Origin of the sequence: Kitasatospora sp. NPDC059747, assembly GCF_042732955.1 — a bacterium.
Classification (GTDB): Bacteria; Actinomycetota; Actinomycetes; order Streptomycetales; family Streptomycetaceae; genus Kitasatospora.
In genome coordinates, this window is record NZ_JBHWGV010000009.1 from 69561 (window position 1) to 90765 (window position 21205).

A 21205-nucleotide genomic window follows, 5' to 3' on the forward strand; every position below is an offset into this window, starting at 1 on the left:
CCACGCAGTCACCGGCAGGTGGCCAGGCCATGACACCCGAACCCGCCCGCGATCATCCCGCCTGCGCCCGCCACCGAATCATCGATATCCGAAACAGTCTGAAACTGGCCGAACTTGATCGCCGGTGGCCTGATCGAGCGTGACTCGCGGCCGTGATGCGACCGGGTAGGCCATGCGGCCGCCACGAGGAAGTCCAGGGACACCCAAGGAATCCCCAGGATTTCTTTACCGCCCGGTGACTCATCACCGCCAACCGCCGGCCTTACCGTTGTCGACGCTTGGTCAACTCCACCCCCTCACACAGGAGTAGCCATGTCCATAGCCCGTCGACGCACGTCTCGACGCGCCCTCGTCGCCTCCTCCGCCGCCCTGCTGACCGTCCTCGGCGGCGCGGCACCGGCCCTCGCCGCCACCGCCCCCGCCATCGTCCAGGCACCGCTCGGCCACCACGGCGGCGGCGTGCTGCGCAGCACCAGCAGCAACTGGGCCGGGTACGCCGCGACCGGCGGCAAGTTCACCAGCGTCAGCGCCAGTTGGGTGCAGCCGTCGGTGTCCTGCTCGGGCTCCGACACCTGGTCCAGCTTCTGGGTCGGGATCGACGGGGACGGCAGCAACTCGGTCGAGCAGCTCGGCACCGAGGCGGACTGCTCGGGCGGTTCGCCGGTGTACTCGTCCTGGTACGAGATGTACCCGGCGTACCCGGTGAACTTCTCCAACTCCGTGCGGCCCGGCGACCGCTTCACCGCGAGCGTCACCACCAACGGCTCCGGTTCGTTCACGCTCACGCTCTCCGACACCACCCAGGGCTGGAAGCGCAGCGTCAACAAGACCCTGCGCAGCGCGGCCCTGGCCTCCGCCGAGGTCATCGCGGAGGCGCCGTCGAGCTCCACCGGCGTCCTGCCGCTCTCGAACTTCGGCACCGTCGGCTTCAGCGGGGCGACCGCCAACGGCCAGAGCCTGAGTGCCGCGGGCGCGTCGAGCATCACGATGGCCTCGGGCAGCACCACCAAGGCCACCACCTCCGGGCTCAGCGGGGGCGGTGCCTTCTCGGTGACGTGGAAGCACAGCTGACGTAGGGCGTGTCGTCCGGCGCGCCGCCGCTACGGGCGGCGTGCCGGGCGACACCGTCAGAGCAGCGGGCCGAGGACGGGCAGCACCGGCTTGCACGGCACCGGGACGGGGTGCGCCGGGTCGAGCGCGTTGCGGACGTCGGCCAGCGCGACCGGGTCGTACGGGCCCTCCAGGTGGTCGGCGGCGTCGGCCACGCACTGGTCCTGCAGGGTCAGGTTCGTGACGTGCGGCCCGGCCGGCAGGTAGGAGTTGGTGTACGGGGTGACGACCTCGTCGAACCTCGACGCGATGACGGTGTACTCGACGCCCGGGAGGGTCGCGCCGCCCGCGTCGAGCGCGGCGATGAACGGGGAGCCCGCCTCCTGCTCGACGCAGGCCGGACAGGCGGTGTCGAGCACCGCGTTCGCCGGCTCCAGGATGTGCAACTCGGTCGCGAGCACACTGAGGCCGTCCAACGTGGTGCCCTCGTTGAGGGGGGTGATGCCGACGAGCTTGGCCACCTTCGCGGCGCCGCCGTCGTTCTTCAGGTAGTAGCGCGGCAGCACGCCGCCGCCCTGGGAGTGTCCGACGAGATCGGCCTTGGCCGCCCCGGTGGCGGCGAGGACCTGGTCGACGAACGCGGACAGTTGCCGGGCGGAGTCCTCGATCGGCCCGAGGCCCTGCATCGGCGCACCGGGGGCGCCGCCGTAGTCGAACGCGTAGACGCAGTACCCGGCATTCGCGAGCAGCGGGGCCGCGCCGCGCCAGTTGTCGTTCATGTTCTCGGCCGTGCCGTGCACGAGGACGACCGGCTCCGGGTGCGCCGCGCCGGGCCGGCAGGACCAGTCGTTCGCGCCGGGCGGGGCGGTGTCGGGGGTGAGGAAGCCCGCCGGGAAGCCGATCGCGAAGTGGTACTCGACCGGGTACACCGGGGCGGCTGCGGCCGGGTGGACGGCGGTGGCCAGCAAGCCACCCGCAGTGACCGCCGCGACCGCGAGCGCCCGACCTCGATTCGCTCTCATGAGGTATTTCCTGCCGTCAGGAATTCTTTCTGCACTTACCGAAAACTATCACCTGCACAAGCATTACGCAGATCAGAAGCCACCGGTAAGGCAGGCCGCACTCCCGCTGCGAGCAGAGAGTAATCAGTAGCCTCGTCAGATATTCATATGGCATGACGGCATTGCGGTCCAGGAATTCCAGGATTCCATTCCGGAATTCTCGCACCCAATTCCGTGACGCCCGGTACGGGAGTCCGGGCCCGGCGCCCGGACGTCACGAGACCACCCACAACCGCCCCGGAGCCGGCCGCGTCAGCCGGTCGACGTGCGCGGCGGTCTCCGCCTCGGCCGAGAGCAGCACGAGAAGCTGCTGTGCGTCGGCCGTGAGGTCCAGGGTCTCGCGCACGAGCGGCGCTCGGCGTGCGGCTGACGGAGGACGAGACGGCCGCCCTGGAGCGGCCGTACACGCCCCGGCTGCCGACCGGGTTCCGATCAGCCCAGCTTGTCCGCCTCCCGGACCCGGTGGAGGTGGACGAGCACGTCGAAGGACTCGGCGATCCGCACGGTGCTGAGCGGCACGGGGTACCCGGTGCCGATGCTGCGCAGCGGTCGGGCGGTGTCCAGCCAGGCGCGGGCCGCGGGCGGGGCGCTGCGGACGTCGAGGTAGAAGTCGCCGCCGCGGACCCGGTCGAGGGTCTCCTCGGTGGTGCCGGGCGCGGGCGGGCCCACCGTGAACTTCGTCCACTCGCGGTCGGGGAGCCCGGACGACGCTTGCGAATCCTGGGAGAGGAAGGAGCCCTGGCCGAAGGTCAACCCGACCGGGAGGTACCCGCCGCCGAGCGCCTCGCGCAGGAACCCGCCCTGCGCCTTCGGGTGCTGGTCGGGGTCGTCGGGGACGTACGCGATGTGGCCGTTGTGCGCCGACACGAGCATGCGGTGGCCGGTCTGCCGATGCCACCAGACGACGTTGTCGGCCATCACCCGGTCGCGGTGGAGCATCGCGGCGCGCAGCGCCCCTTCGTCCTGGAGGTCGACCCCGAGGAACACCGCGGTCTGCGCGATGGAGCGGGCGTGCTGCACGGCCCACGCGAACTCCGCGCCGCTCTGGCTATATTGACTCTCCATCAACTTGAAAGCCACTTCGGCGTTGCCCGCGAGGCGCTGCCGCTCGGCGAGCGGGCGGCGCAGGTAGGCGAAGCTGTCGTCGAGGGGGCGCAGGCCGGCGTACAGCTCGGTGAAGCGCGGCAGCAGCTCCGGGTGCCGGCGCCGGACGTAGCCCGTCACCCGTTCGAAGAAGGCGTCCCCGACGCGCGGGGCGCCGATGTCGTCGCCCATGAAGTGGACGCGGCGGCGGGGGTTGCGCCGGTTGTGGTCCCGCATCCACTCGACGAGGTGCAGGAACTCCTCACGCTCCCACGGCGATCCGCCCAACGCGGCCCGCACGACCTGGCGCGCGTCGCCGGGTCCGCCCTGGACGAACTCGTCGACGAGCAGCCCGGCCGGCCAGCTCATCTCCAGGGCGAAGGCGCCGAAGCCCTTCTCCTCCACGAGGTACCGGAAGACGCGCTCCTTCATCGCGAAGAACTCGTGCGACCCGTGCGTCGCCTCCCCCAGGCCGACGACCCGGGCGTCCCCCACCATCGCCCCGAACGCCCGGAGGTCGGACGGGTCCGCCCCCGGCACCGTGGAGCGCAGCGGCCGGGAGGCGCGTAACAGCGCGGCCCGGACCGGCTCCTGCTCCTCCCCCGCACGCGCGGCCGTGGCCGTGGCCGGCACCGCCAGCGCCCCCGCCCCGGCCGCTGCTACCGCCCGCAGCAGCGAACGCCGCCCGATCAGCCCACCCATGCGCGATCACCCATCCCCGACTCGGCTTCCTGCTCCTGCCGTTGATGATCGCCCACGATCCGTCCGCGACACCCTGGGGCTGGCCTCCGACCTCGCCTGGGGATAGCCCCCCTCCCACGCGATGACGGACCTCGTCATATCCGTGTCCTTGCCGCTGCACCCGGGCCCGGTCACGCTGGAAGGGTGAGCAGTTCCCCCGCGCTCTTCCCCCGAGCTCTTCCCCGAGCTCTTCGCCCGAGCCGGGCGCCGGACCGGGGACGACACCACCCCTCCCCGGAAGGCACCCCATGCGCATCGCCATCCCGATCTTCGACGGCTTCACCGCACTCGACGCCGTCGGCCCGTACGAGGTCCTCCGCATGCTCCCGGAAGCCGACGTCGTCTTCACCGCCGCCACCGCGGGCACCTGCACGGACGGCGCGGGCCTGCTCCACCTCGTCGCGACGGCCCCCTTCGAGGACGTCACGGAAGCCGACGTCCTGGTGGTCCCCGGCGGCCCGGGCGCCCGCAGCCGCCTCACCGACGAGCCGCTGCTCGACTGGATCCGCCGCGTCCACACCACGACCACCTGGACGACGTCGGTCTGCACCGGCTCCCTGCTCCTCGCCGCCGCCGGCCTCCTCGACGGCCTGGAAGCGACCACCCACTGGAGCGCCGTCCACATCCTGGAGTCCTACGGCGCCACCTACACGCCCCACCGCGTCGTCGAACAACCCGGCGGCATCATCACCGCCGCCGGCGTCTCGTCGGGCATCGACATGGCCCTGCGCCTCGCCGAACTGACCGCCGGCCGCACCGCCGCCGAGGCCTTCCAACTCGCCATCGAGTACGACCCCCAGCCCCCGTTCGACGCCGGCTCCTACGCCAAGGCCCCCCAGGCGGCCAGGGACTACCTGGCCGCCCGCTCGTCGTCCCCGACGAACAGGCGGTGACAGCGGGCTCCTTCAGCCCCCGACCGCCTCCGGTACGGGTGAGCCCTTCGCCGTGCGCGGGGCGGTCAGCGGGCCGGCGGCGAAGACGGCCAGGCCGGCGAGGACCGCCAGGCAGGCGCAGGCGGGCCAGAGCAGACCCGGGGCGGACTGGTAGAGGGCGCCGCCGAGCGGGGGTGCGAGGACGGTGCCGCTGGTGGAGGCCCCGGCGTAGAGGCTCTGGAAGCGGCCCTGGTACTCGGGCGGTGCGCTGTCCGCGACGAAGGCCGTCGCCGGGGTCTTGTAGAGGATCTCGCCCGCGGTGACCACGACCATCATCACCACCGTGGTGACGACCGACGCGCCCGCGACCAGCGCCGCGAAGCCCGCGCCGACCAGCAGCAGGCCGGTGCCGATGATGCGCAGCGGCGCCCGGTCGCGCAGCGCCATGGTGACGACCACCTCCAGCGCGAGGATCAGGCCGCCGTTGATCGCCAGCACCGCGCCGTACACGCCGGTGCCGATGCCGTGGTCGGCGAGGAACACCGGCAGGACCGAGTACTGCTGCCGGTAGACGGTGTCCACGACGACGATCGCGGGCAGCAGCACCAGCACCGCGGGCCGCTCCCGCAGCGTCGCCCACAGGCCGCCGCGGGTGACGGTCCGGCCGCTGCGCGGCCCGTCGGCGGTCAGCACCTTGGCGGCGTACGCGGCGAACAGCAGCGACCCGAGCCCGTCGATGCGGAACAGCCACTCGTACGACCAGTGGGTCGCGATGAACGCGCCGAGCACCGGGCCGATGGTGAAGCCCGCGTTGCCCGCGAAGCGCATCACCGCGAAGCCCTGCCGCCGGTCGCCGGGCGGCACGGCCACCGCGACGAGCGCCGAGTTGGAGGCGCGCACGGTGCCGGCGGCGTACTGGAAGACGGGCAGCACCAGGAGCAGCACGGACGTCGGCAGCACCGGCAGGGCGAGCAGTCCGGCGCCGGAGACGGCGGACCCGGTGAGCAGCGTCCGGCGGTGGCCGAAGCGGTCCCCGAACCAGCCGCCGGTGAAGTTGCCCGCCACCAGGCCGAGGCCGCCGGCGCCGGCGATGGTGCCGGCGGCGGCCGTGCTCAGCCCGCGCGGGCCGGTCAGGTAGACGAAGAGGTACACGAAGGTGAAGGACACCACCATGTTGGCGAAGCCGCCGGCCGCCAGCATCCAGACGGTCCTCGGCAGCGCCCGCAGCGCGCCCCTGTTCCCCGTGCCGTCCCCGGTCCCGTTCCGCTCGGCCACCCGGCCACCCCCGTAGTCAGTTCCTTTTCGGAACGGACTATGTCAGGCTGACGGGGCTAAGGTCAACGCTGGTGATCACCCCCGGAAGGAGGCCACGATGGTCCGGCGCGGCGGCCCGGCGGACGACAACTGCGCGATCGCCCAGGCCCTCGACGTGGTCGGGGACACCTGGACCCTGCTGATCGTCCGCGACACGGCCCGCGGGCTGCACCGCTTCGAGCAGCTCCAGCAGGAGCTCGGCCTCTCCCGCAAGGTGCTCGCCGAACGCCTGCGCCTGCTCGTCGACTCCGGCGTGCTCGCCCGCGAGCAGTACCAGGACCGCCCGCCGCGCCACGAGTACCGCCTCACCCCGCGCGGGCGCGCCCTGCTGCCCGTCCTGGTCGCCCTCCAGGACTGGGGCGACAGCTGGGTGCTGGGCGACGGCACCCCCACGGCCACCGCCACCGAGCACTCCCGGGAGGCGGAACGCGTCCACGCGCTGCGCGGCACCCGGGTCCCCGACCTGCTGCTCCCGGGCGCGGACGGCCGGGAGCACGATCCCGTCGCCCCGGACGCCACCACCGTCCTGTACTGCTTCCCCGGCGCCTTCGTCCGCGCCGAGTCCTACCCGCCCGGCTGGTCGACGGTGCCCGGCGCGTCCGGCTGCACCCTGGAGTCACGCACCTACCGCGACCACCTCGCCGACTTCACCGCCGCCGGCGCGGCGGTGCGCGGCATCTCCACCCAACGCCCGGACGAGCAGCGCGCGTTCGCCGAAGCCGAGGGCCTGGCCTTCCCCCTCCTCTCCGACCTTGCCCTCGACCTCACCGGCGCCCTCCGCCTCCCCACCCTCCGCGCCGCCGGCACCACCCGCCTGAAGCGCCTCACCCTGGTCGTCGACCGGACCCGCACCGTCCGCGAGGTCCTCTACCCGGTCACCGACGTCGCGGGGAGCGTGACGGCGGCCCTGACCGCGGCCCGCGCGATCCGGTAGGCGGGCCGGGTTACTCTCCCGGGCGTGCCGCCGCCCGCAGGGCGTCGACGGCCAGGCGGGCCGTGGTGCCGATGGCGGCGTCGGCGGCGGGGAGGGTGATGGCGGTGGCGGCGGCACGGGTGAAGACCGCGAGGGCGTAACGGCCGCCGTCGGGGTACTCGACGACGCCGACCTCGTGGCGCAGGGTCGGGAGGGTGCCGGTCTTGCCGTGGACGCGGACGTCGTCGAAGGGGAAGCCGGCGGCGAGGCGGTGCGGCCAGACCTGGAGGCCGAGGAGGCGGCGCAGGGCGGCGCCGTGGTCGCCGGGGCAGGCGTCGCCGTGCCAGAGGGCGGCGAGGAGGGCGGTCATGTCGCGCGGGGTGCTGTGGTTGGTGAAGGCGGGGTCGAGGACCCGGAGCCGGGCGACCACCGCCGGGTCGACCGGGGAGTCGGGGCCGGTGTCCTCCACGAGGGCGGCGGTCATGCCGCCGAGCGTGTGGACGGCCACCGTCCGGGTGAGGCCCAGGTCGGCCATGGTGCGGTTGACGGTGTCCAGGCCGACCTCGGCCCACAGCACGTCGGCGGCGGCGTTGTCGCTGACGGCGGCGGTCAGGTAGGCGAGGTCGCGCAGGGAGAGGCGGGCGGCGTCGAGCATGGCCGCGAGGCCCGTCCGTCCCGGGGTGCGGCCGGCGGCGGGGACGTCCACCTGGCGGGTGAGGTCGATCCGGCCTTCCGCGGCCTCGCGGAACAGCGTGACCAGGAGGCAGAGCTTGTGGACGCTCGCGGTGCTGACCGCGGTGTCGGCGCCCACGGCGATCTCGGCGCCGGTGTCGAGGTCGCGCGCGTGCAGCAGGCCGCTGACGCCGGCGTCGGCGAAGGCGGCGGCGATGCGGGCGCGCGCGGCACGGGCGCCGGCGGGGCGGTCGCCGGCCCTGCGGTCACCGGCGGGGCGGTCGGCTCTCGTACGGTCGCTGGGTACGCGGTCGCTGGTCACAGCGGGAACTCCATTGCGGGCCGGGGGTGGAGCGGACGGTTGGGCGGCTGGGGCAGGAGGCCGCCGGGTCCGGTCAGCGCCACGTGGGCGGCCTCGGCGAACAGCCGGACGGCGGGCCCGCCGCGCCCGGCCGGCCAGGCCGTGGAGGTGCGCCAGGCCAGTGGGGTGCCGGTCAGCGGACGCCAGACTGTACCCGCCGGCGGCGCGGTGCGCGGCGCCAGGGCGACGGCGCTGCCGGTGAGCACGAGCGCGCCGGCGACGTCCGGTCCCGGCGGGTCGACGACGGCCTCCGGGGTGCAGCCGTGCCGGGACAGGGTGGTGAGCACCTCGTCGTACAGCGCCGGAGCCGTGGCGCGGGGGAAGAGCACCAGACGCCGGCCGGTCAGTTCGGCCAGCGCCAGCTCGGGGCGGTCGGCGTACGGGCTCCCGGCGGCGAGCAGGACGCCGAGCGGCTGGTGCAGGACCGGCCCGAAGGCCAGTCCGTCGGCCGGGCAGGGGTGACGGACGACGGCGACGTCCACCGTGTGCTGGGCGAGTTCGCGCACGACGGCCGCGACGGGCAGTTCCCGCAGTTCGAGCCGGGTGCCCGGGGACGCGCTCTCGAAACCGGTGAGCAGCGCGGCCAGGGCGGCCGGTCCGAGCTCGGGCGGCACGGCCGCGCGCAGGGTGCCCGCCCGGCCGCTGCGCAGGTCGGCGGCGACGGCGAGCAGACGGGCGGAGCCCTCCAGCACCTCCTCCGCCTCCGCGAGCAGCAGCCGGCCCGCCGGGGTGAGGTCGACCCCGCGCGGACCGCGGTCGAACAGGGTCACGCCAAGTTCGCGTTCGAGGCGCTGGATCCGCTGGGAGAGCGAGGGCTGGGCGATCCGCAGGCGCTCGGCGGCGCGGCCGAAGTGCCGCTCCTCGGCGACGGCGCGGAAGTGGCGGAGGTGCCCCAGCAGGTCCATGGGCAGCAATCATAGGCAATTTCGTATCGATCCCTTCACCATCATGGTCTTGGACTGGAGACCTGACGGGCTGATTGGCTGAGGGCGACGGCCCGCCGCCCCACCCGCACTGGAGACCACCCATGCCACCGACGATCCGACGCCTCCCCCGCACCGCCCTGCCCGCCGCGGGCCTGCTCGCGGTCGCCCTGCTGAGCGGGTGCGGCCACAGCGGCACGAGCGCGGCGAGCGGCACGAGCGGCACGAGCGGCACGAGCGGCAGCACGAACGCCGCAGCCCCGACCGCCACCGCCACAGCCACCGTCGCGGCCACAACCGACGAGTCCTTCAAGGGACTTGAGCAGCAGTTCGGCGCCCGCCTCGGCGTCTACGCGCTGGACACCGGCAGCGGCCGGGAGGTCTCCTACCGCGCCGACGAGCGGTTCGCGTTCGCGTCCACGATCAAGTCGCTCGCCACCGGGGCCCTGCTGCGCAAGGCCTCCGACGAGCAGTTGGACAAGGTGGTCGCATACCGCCAGGAGGACGTGCTGGCGTGGGCGCCGATCACGTCGCAGCACGTCGCCACCGGCATGAAGGTGCGCGACCTGGCCGCCGCCGCCATCCAGTACAGCGACAACACCGCGGCGAACCTCGTCACCGCCGAACTCGGCGGCCCGGCGGCCGTCCAGCAGTCCCTGCGCGAGCTCGGCGACACGACCACCAGCGTCGACCGCACCGAGCCCACCCTCAACGAGGCCACCCCCGGCGACACCCGCGACACCAGCACGCCCCGCGCCTTCGCCGCCGACCTGCGCCGCTACGCACTCGGCGACACCCTCACCGAGGACCGGCGCCGGCTCCTGACCGACTGGCTGGCCGGCAACACGACCGGCGCGCCGTACATCCGCGCGGGCGTGCCCTCCGACTGGAAGATCGGCGACAAGACCGGCAACGGTGGCTACGGCACCCGCAACGACGTCGCCCTCGCATGGCCGGCCGGCGGTCGCAGCCCGATCGTCATCGTCGTCCTCTCCGACCGCGGCAAGGCCGGCGCCACCTCCGACGACGCCCTGATCGCCCGGGCGACGAAGGCGATCGTCGGCACGCTCGGCTGACCCACCCCCGATTCACCGACCAGAGGAGACCGTTGACGATGCCCCTGTCCCGCCGCCGCCTGCTGGCTGCCTCGGCGACAAGCGCCGCCGTACTCGGCACCGCCACGCCCCCCGCTGAAGCCCGGCCGTCCGACCGCCGACGCCGCCGCCCCGGACCACCCGGCTCCTCGGGGGTCACCCTGCGCTGGCTGGGCAACAACGGCTGGGAGATCACCTTCGGCGACCCGGCCGCCCCCACGACGATCCTGATCGACCCGTGGATCACCCGCTTCCACACCGGCACCTACACCCCGCAGGGCGCCGACCCCGCCACCCCGCTCAGCGTCGATACCGCCGCCATCGACCGCCTCGGACTGCGCGCCGACCAGATCCTGGTGACCCACGGCCACTACGACCACCTGCCCGACGTCCCGCACCTCGCCGCCCGCACGGGCGCCACCGTGCTCGGCACCGAGAGCCACGCCAACCTGCTGACCGCGCTCGGCGCGCCGCAGGACCAGCTGTCGGTGGTGCGCGGCGGCGAGTACCTGCAGTTCGACGGCTACACGATCCGGGTCGTCGACTCCCTGCACTCGATGACCGGCCCGCGCTCGAAGGTGCCCTTCCCCGGCACCAGGCCCGGCGCGCCGCCGCCCCGCCCGCGCGTGATCTCCGATCTGGTCGAGGGCGGCACGCTGGCCTACCTGATCACCGTCGGCGACGACCGGCTGCGCATCCTCGACAGCGGCGGAGCCAACTACGACGCCCGCCACCTCACCGGCCTCGCCCCGGACGTCCTGCTGATGCAGCCCGGCGGGGGCTCCGTACCGGACTACGTCCCGCGCTTGCTCGACGTCCTCGACCACCCGCCGTACGTCATACCGACGCACTGGGACGACTTCGACCACCCCCTGACCGAACCCGCCGTGGACTGGGGCGGCCTCGACGCCCTCGAAGCCGCCGTCCACCGGGCCAGCCCGGAGGCCCGGTTCGTCCGCCTCGACCACCTGGAGTCGTTCACCCCCTGAGTGCCCGCGGTCGTCGATGAGCACTCGTCGACGACCGCGCCAACGCCATCACCGCGCCATCACCGCCGATCGACCGCGCCGTCCGTGCGTACTCAGCAGGGCTCCGTCCAGGGTTCGACCTGATGGAGGCGCCGCAGCCGGAGGTTGCCGTCCACGCTGAGCGTGACGAGGTCGTCGACGACCTCCAGCACCTCCGCCGGAACCCTCGGCGCCCACGGCGTGCCGATCTCCCAGTCCGGCGGCACCATGGCGACGGTCTCCCCGATGCCCGGCACCCAGCCGCTCATGCCCGGGCCCCCTTCCGTAGCACGTCGACCAGCTTGGCGATTTCGGCGGGCGCCGCCGCTCCGAGCTCGATGAGCACCACGCCCGTGGTCCTGACCGATGCCCAGTCGACCGCGAGCGACGGCAACGTGACGTCCACCGCCGCCAACACCGACCGGAGGTCGTCGAACACCATCGCCGCCTCGCGGCGGGCGTCCTCCGTCGCCCGAACCATCCTCGACCGCCTACCACTCCGGGCACGCACAGCGAACTCCTCCCGACGGAGCGTCAGTGAACTAGTCCAGCATGAAGAGTGACGTAGTTCACCCGCTACGGTTCCGAGTGAACTAGTCTGCTCTCACTGCCCGTCAGAACTGGGAGCGTGAAGCGCCATGTCCGGTGGAGCACCGAAGACTTACACGGTCATCGCCGACCACTACCGTCAGCGGATACTGTCCGGCGAGCTGGAGCCCGGCACGAAGTTGCCCAGCAACAAGGAGATCTGCGGGCGGTGGGGCGTGGCGGTCGCCACCGTCTCGCGCGCGCTCCAGCACCTCCAGGTGGAGGGGTACGTGCGCACCAGCCCGCGCGGCACCTTCGTGGCGGACGATCCGCGCGTCACGGCCAGCAGCCAGGAGCGCCTGGCCCGGGTCAGCCGCCGGAAGTCCTCGCTCATGGACGGGGAGACCAGCCGGGTCACGGCCGCCGAACTGGTCGTCCCGCCGCTGTACGTCGCCGACCTCTTCGACCTCGACACCGGCGACCAGATCATCCGGCGCGAGTACGTCGTCGGCCGGGGCAGGGCCCGGACGATGTTCGCGGTGAGCTGGTACCCCGCGCACTTCGCGGCGCTCTGCCCGGACCTCCTCAGCACCAATCCCGCTCGCAACGACGGGATGACCGCTCGCGTCCTCGAAGCGACGGGGCGCACGATCACCGTCGGGCGGGACGACATGCACGCCCGCGAGGCCAGCCCGCGCGAGGCGTCCGCCCTCGCGCTCTCGCCCGGGAGTGCGATCCTGGCGCTCGTGCACCGGTGGTCGGACGAGCAGGGGATCATCGAGTACACCGAGTGCTGCCTGCCGACCCGCTTCACCATCGGGTACGACTACGCGCCGTGAAGCCGTGAGGAGTGGGAAGTCGGACCGGCCGACTTCCCACTCCTCGCTCGCCTACGAGGTCGCCTGCGAAGTCGCCTACAGGGCGGCCAGGTTGGCGGTCAGGTCGTCCAGGCCCAGGGAGCCCTGGGAGAGGGCGTGCATGTGCCAGGTGCGGAGGTCGAAGGCGGGGCCCCGGCGGTGGCGGGCGGCCTCGCGGCCTTCCAGCCAGGCGCGTTCGCCGAGTTTGTAGCCGATGGCCTGGCCGGGCCAGCCGAGGTAGCGGTCGATCTCGCTGGTGCGGCGCGGGGCCTCGCTGCCGTGGTGGGCGGCCATGAACGCGTCGGCCAGTTCCGGGGTCCAGCGTTCCCCCGGGCTGAAGCCCGAGTCGGTGGGGATCGCCAGTCGGAGGTGCATGCCGATGTCGACGATCACCCGGATGATGCGGAGCATCTGCTTGTCGAGGTAGCCGAGGCGGCGCGCGGGGTCGGTGAGGAAGCCGAGTTCGTCCATCAGCCGCTCCGCGTAGAGCGCCCAGCCCTCCTTGTTGGCGCTGACGGCGCCGAGGGTGATCTGGTAGGTGCTCAGGCGGTCGGCGGAGGCGGTCCAGCGGGCCGTCTGGAGGTGGTGGCCGGGGACGCCCTCGTGGTACCAGGTGCTGACGATCTCCCAGGTGGGGAAGGTCCGTTGGCCGAGGGTGGGCAGGTAGGTGCGGCCGGGGCGGGTGAAGTCGAGGCTCGGGCCCGTGTAGTAGGGCGCGCCGGAGCTGCCCGGGGGCGCGATCCTGGCCTCGACGCGCCGCATCGGTCCCGAGATGTCGAAGTGGGTGCCGTCGAGCGCGTCGATCGCCTCGTCGATGATCTGCTGGAGCCAGGCGCGGATGTTCTCCTCGCCCTCGATCGCGTGGCCGTGTTCGTTGAGGTGGTCCATGGTGGCGCGGACGCCGGCGCCGGGGAGGACGCGCTCGGATTCGGCCCGCATCTCGGCGGCCGTCCGGTGGAACTCCTCCCACGCCCACGCGTACGCCTCGGCCGGGTCGAGGTCGGCGCCGTTGGCCCAGCGGGCGGAGCGCTGGTAGCGCTCGGGGCCGACGGCGTCCGGGGTGCCGTCGGCGGCGGGCAGGTAGGTGGTGCGGAGCCAGTCGCGGAAGACGTCGACGGCGGCGGTCGCCCGCTCGGCGGCGGTGTCGAGTTCGGCCCGCAGCCCGGCGGGGCCGTCCGCGACGAAGCCGGCGAACCAGCCCGCCCCGCCGTCGGACCGGCCGGTCCAGGCGTCGAGCTGGCCGATGACGGCGCGCGCCTGGCGGGGCGCGCACAGCAGGCCGCGGGTGATGCCCTCGGTGAGGGTGGCGCGGTAACCGTCCAGCGTGCCGGGCAGGTTGCGCAGGCGGCCGGCGACGGCGGCCCAGTGCTCGTCGGTGTCGGTGGGCATCAGGGTGAAGACGCCCCGCACGCGATGGAGGGGGGAGTTGACGTTGCGCAGTTGGAGGAAGCCGTCGCCGGCGTCGTGCACGGCGAGTTCGGCGGTCAGGCGCTCGCGCAGGAGGCGGGCGCAGTCCCGGTCGGCGGGCTCCTGCGCGTCCGTCCCCTTCTCCGTGGCCTCCTTCTCGGCGGCGTCGAGCGCGGCGAGCGTCCGCCGCGAGAGTTCGGCGAGCGCTTCGTGGCCCTCCGGGGAGAGGTCCGGCAGGCGGTCGTCCTCGGGGCGGAGGCCCAATCGGGTGGCGGTGGACGGGTCGAGGGCCGCGACCTGCGCGACGTGGTCGTCGGCGATCCGGCGAGGGGAGTGCGACGTCTCGGGCATCGCCCCATGCTCGCGCACGGGCCCCGCGCTGTCATCGGCGCACTCGGTCGAAGACCGCGGAACACGGCGGAGGACGGCGGAGGGCAGCGGAACACGGCGGAGGACGGCGAAGGACGGCGAAACGCGGCGGACGACGGCGGACGCCGCCCCCGGCCGCCTCAGTCGATGAGCGCCTCGGGGTCGTCGGTGGTGTGCATGGCCGCCTCCTCGGCGCTCGCGGCGCCGCCGGAGATGCCCACGTCCTCGGCGATCATGTCGCTGCGCGAGCCGGAGGAGGCGATCAGCCGGCCGGAGCGGACCTCGCCCGCCTCGGTGTCGATCGGCTCGCCGTCCATGCCGTAGGCGTCGCCGATGCCGTCCCAGTCGGGCGCGGCGACGTCCGGCAGCTCCTCCGCCAGGCGTTGCGCCAGGCTCTCGCGGGTGTGCTGCTCCGCCGCCGTGACGCCGTGGCGTTCCACGGCGAGCGGGCGCTCGGGCGGCGCGTAGCCTTCGTCGAGCGCCGATTCGAGGCCGCGGTCGATCAGGGTGTCCTCCGGCTCCAGGGGGCCGACGTCGTCCTGCACCTCCGAGCCGTCGGGCTGGTACACCTGGTCGCCCATCAACGCTTCGTCCGACATCAGGTCCTCCTTCACGGACCACCGACCACCGCGCCGAGCCGTCACCGCCCGTCCGTCGTCACTCCCCCCAGAGTCCCACGCGGCGGCCGGACCCGCAGGGAACGGCGGCCGAGGCGGTGGCAGGCTGGAACCAGGACACCCCAGGACACCCAAGGAACACGTCCCCGAGCCGCACCCGGAGCCGCCCGCATGACCGGCCGCCGCGACGACCTGCACGCCCGGCTCCTGCTCGCCTCCGCCCGTTGGGCCGACCGGGCCGAACGCTGCGCCGCCTGGACGCGCCGGGGTGTGGAGCGGTGCCGCGCGTGGGCCAGGGAGGGCGCGCAGCGGCCGGGTGAGATGGCGCCGCCGTCGTGGTTCGCCATCGCGCTCCCCTTCGGGACCGGGTGGTACCGCGTCGTCGGGGGCCTGGCCCGGACGTGGTGCCGGGTCGCACGCCGCTGCTGCTGGATCCTGGACCGGGCGCTCGGCAGACGGTCCGACTGACGCGCTTTTCAGGGGGTGGGTCCCGCGCGGCCGCGCCCGGGTAAGGTGGTGGGTCGTGGCCAGTCGTAAAACGTCGATCATGGAAGCAGCCGCGCGGGTGATCGCGCGGCGCGGGGTGCGCGGACTGCGCGTGGAGGAGCTCGCCGCGGAGGCGGGGGTGTCCACGGCGCTGATCTACTACCACTTCAAGGACCGCACCGGGATCCTGCGCCAGACCCTGGAGTTCATCAACGACCGGGCCGAACGCTACACGACCGAACGGGCCGCGGACGCGCCGCCGCTGACGCCGCGCGAGGAGCTGGAGCAGACGCTGCTGCTGGAGCTCCAGGACTCCGTCGAGGTGCGCGAGAACAGCACCGCGTGGGGCGAGCTGCGGGCGAGCGCGGTGTTCGACGAGACGCTCCGCGAGGACCTGGCGCGGGCCACCCGGATCTGGGTGCAGGAGATCGCCGAACTGCTGGGCACCGTGCGGCCGATGTCGTCGGCGGTGGCGCTGGCCGGCGCCGCCGAGCGGCTGACCGCGCTGCTGGAGGGCCTGAGCGTGCGCTGGCTCAGCGGGAGCCTCCCGCTGGCGCACGCCCGCACGCTCATGGTCGACGCGATCGACGCCGAGGTGGCCCGGCTCGGTTCCTGAGGTCCTGACCGCGCCGAGGGCCCGGCGACGGGCCCGCTGTCGCACTGCGTGCACCACCGTGTCCCTTTGCGTCAGGATTTGCCCAAAGATTTGACTGATTTTTCAGTCAGTGCGAGCCTGAACCCGCAGGCAGGGGTGCTGCCGCCGGCCGCTCCGCGGTGCGCCGGTGCGTCGCGGCGCGAAGAGTGGACCCGGCGGCCCCCGCCCCCTCCCTCGGCACCGTCGCGCGATCTGGAGACCCTCATGAGCCGCTACCGTGATGACCGTTCCACCGGGAACTTCCCCTGGGTGCCCGCGGACGACGTGCCGCACGCGCGGACCTGGATGTCCTGGCCGTCCCGCCGGGGCGTGTGGGGCCTGCGCCTGGGCGGGGTGCAGGACGACATCGCGCTGATCGCCCGCACGATCGCCGAGTTCGAGCCCGTGGTCATGTGCGCCCCCGACGACTACACGGCCGGCAAGGCCCGCGCGAAGTGCGGCCCCGCCGTCGAGGTGACCACCGCCATCCCCACCGACGACCTGTGGATGCGCGACATCGCCCCGGTGTTCCGCCGGGACGGCCACGGCGGCCTGGACGCCGTCGTGCTCAACTTCAACGGCTGGGGCAACAAGCAGATCCACGACGACGACGCCCTCGCCGCCGAACGCATCGCCGTGCGCCGCGGCCTGCGCCACACCTACGCGGACTTCGTCGGCGAGGGCGGCGCCGTGGAGACGGACGGCGACGGCACGGTGATGGCGACCGAGAGCAGCCTGGTCAACAAGAACCGCAACCGCGGCATGAGCCGGGACGAGATCGAGGACGCCGTCCTGGACGCCTACGGCGCGGACACGATGATCTGGCTGCCCGGGATCAAGGGCAAGGACATCACCGACGACCACGTCGACGTCACCTCGCGCTTCGTGCGCCCCGGCGTCGTCATGGTGCAGCTGCCGCCCGCGGACCGCAACGACGCCTGGGCCAAGGACGCGCGCGAGCAGTTCGCGATCCTCTCCTCGGCCACCGACGCCCGGGGCCGCCGCCTCCAGGTGATCCCCGTGCACGGACCGGACACCGTCCGCTCGCGCAGCTCGAACTTCGTCGACTCCTACCTCAACTTCCACGTCGTCAACGGCGGCGTCATCACCGCCCAGTTCGGGGACGCCTACAAGGACGCCGCCGCGCGCGAGGCGCTGGCCGCGGCGTTCCCCGGCCGCGAGGTGGTGCAGATCGACGTCGACCGCCTGATGACCGGCGGCGGCGGCATCCACTGCTCGACCATGCACGAGCCCCTGCCGTAGCCCTCCGCCCCAGCCCCGCTCGACCGCCCGTACGGAAGAACCGACCCCAGCCGGAGATCACGCATGCCCGCCGACCTGTCCCGCCGCATCCTCCTGCGCTCCCTCGCCGGTGCGGGCGTCCTCGCCCTCGGCCTGACCGCCTGTTCGGACCTCGACGACCCCGACGGCACCGGTGGCTCCGGTGGCTCCGGTGGCACCGGCGGCGGCGCCAACCCCGGGGACGGCTCCTCCCCCACGCAGCAGCCGGGCGGCGGCACCGGCGCCCGCCGCTTCGGCGCCGAATGGGACAAGCACGTCCGCACGGTGATGTCCTGGCCCGCGTCCGAGAACGTGTGGGGCGACCAGCTCCCGGACGTCCGCCGGGACGTCGCCGGTCTCGCCCAGGCGATCGCGGCCCGCGAGCCGGTCGTCCTGATGGCCCGCCCCGAGCAGAAGGAGGCCGCGCAGAAGGCCTGCGGCCCGGCCGTCGAGGTCGTGCCGATCCCCGTCGACGACCTGTGGGCCCGCGACACCCTGCCGGTGTTCGTCGAGGAGGGCGGCAAGGTCAAGGGCGTCGACTTCAACTTCAACGGCTGGGGCGGCAAGCAGCAGCGCGGCAACGACTCCAAGGTCGCCCGCACCGTCCTCGCCAAGTACGGCGTCGAGCGGATCGAGACCCGCCTGGTGGCCGAGGGCGGCTCGTTCGAGACCGACGGGCAGGGCACGCTGCTCGTCACCGAGAGCTCGGTCGTCAACGACAACCGCAACCCGGGCATGAGCCGCGACCAGGTCGAGGCGGAGCTCGAGAAGGTCCTCGGCGTGACGAAGGTGATCTGGCTGGCCGGCGTCAAGGGCAAGGACATCACCGACGCCCACGTCGACTGCCTGGCCCGCTTCGTCGCCCCGGGCGTGGTCCTGCTCGACCAGGCCTTCCCCGGCAGCCCGCCGGACGTGTGGTCCCGCTCGGCCGACCAGGCGCGCACGGTCCTCGCCCAGGCGACCGACGCGACCGGGAAGAAGCTCACCGTCGTGGAGCTCCAGCAGCCCGACCCGGACAAGATCACCGGGCGCGGCGACGCCTTCGTCTCCTCGTACATGAACTTCTACGTCGGCTCGAAGGGCGTCTACCTGCCCAGGTTCGGCGACGGCCGGGCCGACGACCGCGCCCAGCAGATCATGAAGCAGTACTTCCCCGGCCGCGAGATCGTCCCCGTGAAGATCGACGCGATCGCCGCGGGCGGCGGCGGCATCCACTGCGCCACGCACGACATCCCCGCCGTCGGCTGACCCGACCGGTGTCCTTCCCCACCGATCGGCGTCCGCGGGCCGGCGCCGCGCACACGTCCGCGCGCGTGGACGTCGTCCCCGCCGTCCGGCAGGCCCTGGCCGGCGTTCCGGCGGGATCGCTGACCGTCCGGCTGCCCGAGCGGCTGCCGCCGGTCGCCGTCGCCCGGGGCCCGCTGGACGACCTGCTGACGGCGCTGGTGCGGACGGCTCTCGGCCGCACGCCGCCGGGGGTGCGCGTGCTGGTGCGGGCGGACGCCGTCCCCGGCCGGGGCGGCTCGGACGCGGTCCGCGTGACGGTGGCGGACCGGGGGCCGACGGTGGCCGGCGAGGCGAAGCACCGGCTGGTCTCGCGGCTGCCGCCGGCCGACGGCGGCCGGCTCACCTGCGAGGACAATCCCGCCGGCGGCCTGGTCCTCGTCCTCACCCTGCCGGCGGCCCGCCGGTGACGCCGTCGGCGTGCACAGCGCCCGAGCCCGCCCTCACGTCCCGGGGGCGGGCTCGGTGCTCCCGGCCTCCGCGCGCTTGCGGTGCTCGACCCGGGTGCCCGCGACGACGGTGACGGTCAGGCTCGCCGCGATGATCCCCTCGGCCCAGAAGAAGGCGACGTAGTCGATGAGCGAGCCGATCGGCGGGGAGCCGGGGGCGGCGTTGCGCATGCCGATCAGGGCGAAGAGCGTCGCCGCCATCCAGCCGAGCGACGGCCAGACCAGGCCCTGCCCGCCGCGGTAGAGCACCTCGGCCCCGGCCATGACGGCCAGGGCGAGGGCCCACATCGCGGCGATCATGAACCAGGCGAGGATGAAGGTGCTGCGCGCCCGGCTGACCCGGCCCGCCAGCTCGGCCGCCCCGGCACCGAACGGGGTGCTGGTGGGGCGGACGAAGAAGAACGGGTCGGCGTCCACGAACACGACGCCGACGGGCACGGCGCCGGTGCCGTCCGAGGCCGAGAAGGCCAGCGAGAAGTGGTACCGGTCGAACGGGTAGTCGCTCTCCGTGCCGTCGTACAGGTTGGCCTGCACGGGCTGGGGCGGCGCCTCCTCGCCGGGGGTGGCCCACAGGTCGGTCCTGGTGGTGGAGCGGACGGTGATGTCGATCTGGCGGCTGAAGGCGGACGACTCCGGTCCCTGCGCGAGGCCGCCGTGCGGGACGGGCGAGACGTAGAGGGTGAGTTGGCCGGTGCCCGGGTCGATGTCCTGGGAGGTGACGTCGAGTTCGACCCAGTCGCCAGCGGTGGGCAGGGCGAGTTCGTGGGTCTGCTGACGGGTGTTGCGCTCGTTGAGGTAGAGGGCGATGCCGGCCGAGCACAGGACGGCGAGGATCAGCAGGACGACGGCGAAGCGGTTGCCGCGCAGCCGGGCCGGGAGCCTCACGACGGGGAGGCGCCGGTGGTGGCGGGCTGCTGCTGGGTGGCGCAGTGGATGCCCCCGCCGCCGCCCGCGATGTGGTTGATGGAGATCTGGGTGACCTTGCGCCCCGGGTGGAGCTCGCCGATGATCCGGGCCGCGTTGTCGTCGGCGCTCTGGTCGCCGAAGCGCGGCACGATCACGCCGCCGTTGCACACGTGGTAGTTGATGTAGGTGGCGAGGAAGTTCTTGCCCGCGCCCTGGATCAGGTCGAAGTTGGGCTCGGGGAGTTCGACCACCTTCAGGCTCCGCCCCTTCGCGTCGGTCGAGGACTTGAGCACCTGAAGGGCCTGGTCGGAGGCCGTGCTCCAGATGTCCGGCGGGGTGTCGGCGGCCGGGCGGTGCAGGACGACGGTGCCGGGCTCGGCGAAGCGGGCGAGGGCGTCGACGTGGCAGTCGGTGATGTCCTGGCCCGCGACGCCCTTGAACCACAGCACCTTCTGCACGCCGAGCAGGTCCTTGAAGCTCGCCTCGATCTGGTCGCGGCTCTTGCCGGGGTTGCGGTTGTCGTTGACCCACGAGCTCTCGGTGGCCATCAGGGTGCCCTCGCCGTCCACCTCGATGGCGCCGCCCTCCCCCGTGATCGGGGCCTGGACGCGGGTGATGCCGTAGTGGGCGAGGAGGTTGCGGGCGACCTGGCCGTCGTTGGCGTGCGTCTGCTTGTTCCCCCAGCCGTTGAAGTCGAAGTCGACCCCCGCCAGGCCCTGCGGGCCGGTGACGAAGGTCGGGCCGGTGTCCCGCGCCCACAGGTCGTCGACCATCAGCTCGATCACCTCGACCGAGGAGCCGCACGCCTGCCGGGCCTGGTCGGCCTGGTCGGGGCGGGCCATCAGCACCACCGGCTCGAAGCCCGCGATGGCCCGGGCCAGCCCGGCGATGTCCTGGCGGACGCCCGGGAGCTGGTCGCCCCACACCTCCTCCAGGGCCGGCCAGGCCATGAACGTGCGGGTGTGCGGGCCCGACTCGGCGGGCATCGCCCAGCCGCCCGACGCCGCCGGACCGCTCGCCGCACCGGAGGCCGGGGCGCCCGACGGGCCGCCGGACGGCGCCGGGCCGGACGGTTCGTCCCCGCCGCCGGAGGAGCAGGCGTCGGTGAGGGCCAGTGCGGCGAGCGCCGCCCCCGAGCGCAGGAGCGAGCGACGGGACGGCCGGGGGTGAGCCATGGGGCCTCGTTCGGATAGGTGCCTGGGGTACCTGGCGTACGGACCAGCACGCTACTGAAGGAACGGTCAGGATCCGGTCCGACAGGCATCCGCCATCCGGGCGAAACGGCCGGTGGCCGCC

At 73.6% G+C, this 21205-nt stretch carries 24 protein-coding genes; 11 read left to right on the forward strand and 13 right to left on the reverse strand.

Annotated elements, in window-relative coordinates:
• Window positions 1–8 precede the first annotated feature (8 nt).
• Entirely contained in the window at window positions 9–203 is a 195-nt protein-coding gene (locus ACFV4G_RS06310; protein WP_380437058.1) for a hypothetical protein, read from the reverse strand.
• A gap of 109 nt (window positions 204–312) precedes the next feature.
• Between ACFV4G_RS06310 and ACFV4G_RS06315 the strand changes: the two genes are divergently transcribed.
• Window positions 313–1071 carry a G1 family glutamic endopeptidase gene (locus ACFV4G_RS06315; RefSeq protein WP_380437060.1) on the forward strand — a complete coding sequence of 253 codons (759 nt, stop codon included), beginning with the start codon at window positions 313–315 and terminating at the stop codon, window positions 1069–1071.
• 56 nt (window positions 1072–1127) lie between these two features.
• Here ACFV4G_RS06315 and ACFV4G_RS06320 read toward each other — a convergent pair whose 3' ends face one another.
• The 3 genes from ACFV4G_RS06320 to ACFV4G_RS06330 form a co-directional block, all read right to left on the reverse strand.
• Window positions 1128–2072, reverse strand: coding sequence for a lipase family alpha/beta hydrolase (locus ACFV4G_RS06320; protein WP_380437062.1), 945 nt, complete (start codon window positions 2070–2072; stop codon window positions 1128–1130).
• A gap of 253 nt (window positions 2073–2325) precedes the next feature.
• Window positions 2326–2457: a hypothetical protein gene (locus ACFV4G_RS06325; RefSeq protein WP_380437064.1), complete on the reverse strand. Its 132-nt coding sequence runs from the start codon at window positions 2455–2457 to the stop codon at window positions 2326–2328.
• A gap of 86 nt (window positions 2458–2543) precedes the next feature.
• Entirely contained in the window at window positions 2544–3896 is a 1353-nt protein-coding gene (locus ACFV4G_RS06330) for an erythromycin esterase family protein (RefSeq protein WP_380437066.1), read from the reverse strand.
• 287 nt (window positions 3897–4183) lie between these two features.
• On the opposite strand from ACFV4G_RS06330, the gene ACFV4G_RS06335 reads away from it, so the two are divergent.
• Window positions 4184–4828, forward strand: a complete 645-nt coding sequence (locus ACFV4G_RS06335; protein ID WP_380437068.1) for a DJ-1/PfpI family protein — start codon at window positions 4184–4186, stop codon at window positions 4826–4828.
• A 12-nt stretch (window positions 4829–4840) separates the two neighbouring features.
• On the opposite strand, the gene ACFV4G_RS06340 is transcribed toward ACFV4G_RS06335, so the two are convergent.
• Entirely contained in the window at window positions 4841–6007 is a 1167-nt protein-coding gene (locus ACFV4G_RS06340; protein WP_380437157.1) for an MFS transporter, read from the reverse strand.
• Between the two features lie 172 nt (window positions 6008–6179).
• Between ACFV4G_RS06340 and ACFV4G_RS06345 the strand changes: the two genes are divergently transcribed.
• The gene (locus tag ACFV4G_RS06345) at window positions 6180–7055 is read left to right on the forward strand and encodes a winged helix-turn-helix transcriptional regulator (protein ID WP_380437070.1); all 876 of its coding nucleotides are present in this window, start codon (window positions 6180–6182) and stop codon (window positions 7053–7055) included.
• A gap of 10 nt (window positions 7056–7065) precedes the next feature.
• On the opposite strand, the gene ACFV4G_RS06350 is transcribed toward ACFV4G_RS06345, so the two are convergent.
• Window positions 7066–7923, reverse strand: coding sequence for a serine hydrolase (locus tag ACFV4G_RS06350; RefSeq protein ID WP_380437159.1), 858 nt, complete (start codon window positions 7921–7923; stop codon window positions 7066–7068).
• 101 nt (window positions 7924–8024) lie between these two features.
• Window positions 8025–8972: a LysR family transcriptional regulator gene (locus ACFV4G_RS06355; RefSeq protein WP_380437072.1), complete on the reverse strand. Its 948-nt coding sequence runs from the start codon at window positions 8970–8972 to the stop codon at window positions 8025–8027.
• A 122-nt stretch (window positions 8973–9094) separates the two neighbouring features.
• On the opposite strand from ACFV4G_RS06355, the gene bla reads away from it, so the two are divergent.
• Together bla and ACFV4G_RS06365 are read left to right on the forward strand one after the other, a co-directional pair.
• A complete protein-coding gene (gene bla / locus ACFV4G_RS06360; protein ID WP_380437073.1) occupies window positions 9095–10066 on the forward strand; it encodes a class A beta-lactamase in 972 nt (323 codons plus the stop codon).
• A 38-nt stretch (window positions 10067–10104) separates the two neighbouring features.
• Window positions 10105–11073: an MBL fold metallo-hydrolase gene (locus ACFV4G_RS06365; protein WP_380437075.1), complete on the forward strand. Its 969-nt coding sequence runs from the start codon at window positions 10105–10107 to the stop codon at window positions 11071–11073.
• A 92-nt stretch (window positions 11074–11165) separates the two neighbouring features.
• Here ACFV4G_RS06365 and ACFV4G_RS06370 read toward each other — a convergent pair whose 3' ends face one another.
• Both ACFV4G_RS06370 and ACFV4G_RS06375 read right to left on the reverse strand, forming a co-directional pair.
• A complete protein-coding gene (locus tag ACFV4G_RS06370) occupies window positions 11166–11360 on the reverse strand; it encodes a hypothetical protein (protein ID WP_380437076.1) in 195 nt (64 codons plus the stop codon).
• Window positions 11357–11572: a hypothetical protein gene (locus ACFV4G_RS06375; RefSeq protein WP_380437077.1), complete on the reverse strand. Its 216-nt coding sequence runs from the start codon at window positions 11570–11572 to the stop codon at window positions 11357–11359. The genes ACFV4G_RS06370 and ACFV4G_RS06375 overlap by 4 nt, the downstream gene beginning before the upstream one ends.
• Before the next feature lie 157 nt (window positions 11573–11729).
• On the opposite strand from ACFV4G_RS06375, the gene ACFV4G_RS06380 reads away from it, so the two are divergent.
• Window positions 11730–12458: a GntR family transcriptional regulator gene (locus tag ACFV4G_RS06380; RefSeq protein WP_380437079.1), complete on the forward strand. Its 729-nt coding sequence runs from the start codon at window positions 11730–11732 to the stop codon at window positions 12456–12458.
• Window positions 12459–12533: 75 nt separating this feature from the next.
• On the opposite strand, the gene ACFV4G_RS06385 is transcribed toward ACFV4G_RS06380, so the two are convergent.
• Window positions 12534–14234, reverse strand: a complete 1701-nt coding sequence (locus tag ACFV4G_RS06385) for a DUF885 domain-containing protein (RefSeq protein WP_380437081.1) — start codon at window positions 14232–14234, stop codon at window positions 12534–12536.
• 158 nt (window positions 14235–14392) lie between these two features.
• Window positions 14393–14851 (reverse strand): DUF5709 domain-containing protein, encoded by a 459-nt coding sequence (locus ACFV4G_RS06390; RefSeq protein WP_380437083.1) that lies wholly within the window; start codon window positions 14849–14851, stop codon window positions 14393–14395.
• A 189-nt stretch (window positions 14852–15040) separates the two neighbouring features.
• Here ACFV4G_RS06390 and ACFV4G_RS06395 point away from each other — a divergent pair, with 189 nt between their 5' ends.
• From ACFV4G_RS06395 to ACFV4G_RS06415, 5 genes are all read left to right on the forward strand, one after another.
• Window positions 15041–15337, forward strand: a complete 297-nt coding sequence (locus ACFV4G_RS06395) for a hypothetical protein (protein WP_380437085.1) — start codon at window positions 15041–15043, stop codon at window positions 15335–15337.
• 79 nt (window positions 15338–15416) lie between these two features.
• The gene (locus ACFV4G_RS06400; RefSeq protein WP_380437087.1) at window positions 15417–15971 is read left to right on the forward strand and encodes a TetR/AcrR family transcriptional regulator; all 555 of its coding nucleotides are present in this window, start codon (window positions 15417–15419) and stop codon (window positions 15969–15971) included.
• A gap of 243 nt (window positions 15972–16214) precedes the next feature.
• On the forward strand, window positions 16215–17252 hold the full coding sequence (locus ACFV4G_RS06405) for an agmatine/peptidylarginine deiminase (protein WP_380437089.1): 1038 nt from the start codon (window positions 16215–16217) through the stop codon (window positions 17250–17252).
• 63 nt (window positions 17253–17315) lie between these two features.
• Window positions 17316–18518, forward strand: coding sequence for an agmatine/peptidylarginine deiminase (locus tag ACFV4G_RS06410; protein WP_380437091.1), 1203 nt, complete (start codon window positions 17316–17318; stop codon window positions 18516–18518).
• 65 nt (window positions 18519–18583) lie between these two features.
• Window positions 18584–18964 (forward strand): hypothetical protein, encoded by a 381-nt coding sequence (locus tag ACFV4G_RS06415; protein WP_380437093.1) that lies wholly within the window; start codon window positions 18584–18586, stop codon window positions 18962–18964.
• 33 nt (window positions 18965–18997) lie between these two features.
• Here ACFV4G_RS06415 and ACFV4G_RS06420 read toward each other — a convergent pair whose 3' ends face one another.
• Window positions 18998–19888 (reverse strand): DUF4436 family protein, encoded by an 891-nt coding sequence (locus tag ACFV4G_RS06420; RefSeq protein WP_380437095.1) that lies wholly within the window; start codon window positions 19886–19888, stop codon window positions 18998–19000.
• Window positions 19885–21084 (reverse strand): agmatine deiminase family protein, encoded by a 1200-nt coding sequence (locus ACFV4G_RS06425; protein WP_380437097.1) that lies wholly within the window; start codon window positions 21082–21084, stop codon window positions 19885–19887. Before ACFV4G_RS06425 ends, ACFV4G_RS06420 begins: the two co-directional genes overlap by 4 nt.
• Between the last annotated feature and the right edge of the window lie 121 nt (window positions 21085–21205).